This window comes from Synechococcus sp. R6-7 (assembly GCF_047461695.1).
Lineage (GTDB): Bacteria > Cyanobacteriota > Cyanobacteriia > Thermostichales > Thermostichaceae > Thermostichus.
The window spans coordinates 1-1096 of sequence record NZ_JANSHS010000502.1 but is presented as its reverse complement, the minus strand read 5'-3'; the positions used below and the strand labels follow the sequence as shown (position 1 = coordinate 1096).

The window sequence follows — 1096 nt, the reverse complement described above, 5'->3', positions numbered from 1 at the left end:
GTCGATCTAGGCCCCTGGATCCCGCTCTGGGCAAGGGTTATAATCGGCGGAAGTCGCTTCCTTTCGGGGCAGTGGAATTAATGAAAACTCAATGGAAAATTAATCGAGCCAAGCGAATAACTATTAAAATGAAGATTATCAAATAGCAAACAAATGTAGCGATACTCGTGGTTAAAAATAGAACTCCGCCCCATTTCCGGAGGAGAGGCTCCAGAAAGTTCGTGCATGGGAGGAGACGAATAGTCCACTTTACACTGGTATCATCGCCATCGAATTGAAATAACCAGGCCCAAAGATAGAAAAAATGAGTCGCGAGGTAGAGCGCAATATCGCTCTTTCTTGATTCAAAAACGCTAATGAATGTGATCATCAAAGCTATATGCACAAATGCCCATAAAGTAAGCAGCAAAATAAGCAGCGCTCCAAACATCATTAGAAGCCAACCGGCGACTCCAAGACGCATGAGAAACAGGGCACAGACAAAAAGGATCTCCACTCCAACTAGGAGAAGTTTGGTTGGTGTATTCAGGCTTTCATGTTCTACCATATTACTTCCTTTTTTCGCGTTGTTCGTAATATGTGTCTCAGACAAGCTTAATAACTGCAGACGTGATGATCTAGATCTGATCTGGCACTTTTGGCAGGGGTAGTTGAAACGGATGATGGTCGAAGCGAATACGCTGTACTCGGTAATTTCCTGTTAATGGAACCGATCCTGAGCCGCAAGCAACTTCCACGCCACCCGGATCAACCGTTGTTCCGAATGCGATACCTTATTTTATGTAGGTTTGCGTAGCAAAAACCCTATACCTGATAAGTCACTTCCCTTTGGGGAAGCGGGATTCATGGAAACACTCAAAGCAGACGGCCCAAGCGTTGCCGCAATTCGGTGGCAGCCAGCTCTAGGTGCTCGGGGGTGTAGCCGGTGGTTTCTACTCTGACAGCGAGGTGGGTGTCCTGGCTCTCGTGGAGGTGGATCCACAGAATGTGGCGGCCATCTTCGGTTTTGCGGTTTGAGGCTTTGACGCTGTTTTTGGGGGCAGCGTAGGCGTGTGGATCGTATCGAACCAGATCCACCCAGGGAATGTCTCGCAGG

1 pseudogene is annotated in these 1096 nt (G+C 47.8%); it reads right to left on the bottom strand.

The window, feature by feature from the left end:
- Positions 1-855: 855 nt before the first annotated feature.
- A pseudogene (locus tag NW815_RS13430) lies at positions 856-1096 on the bottom strand (CRISPR-associated protein); the annotation flags it as partial.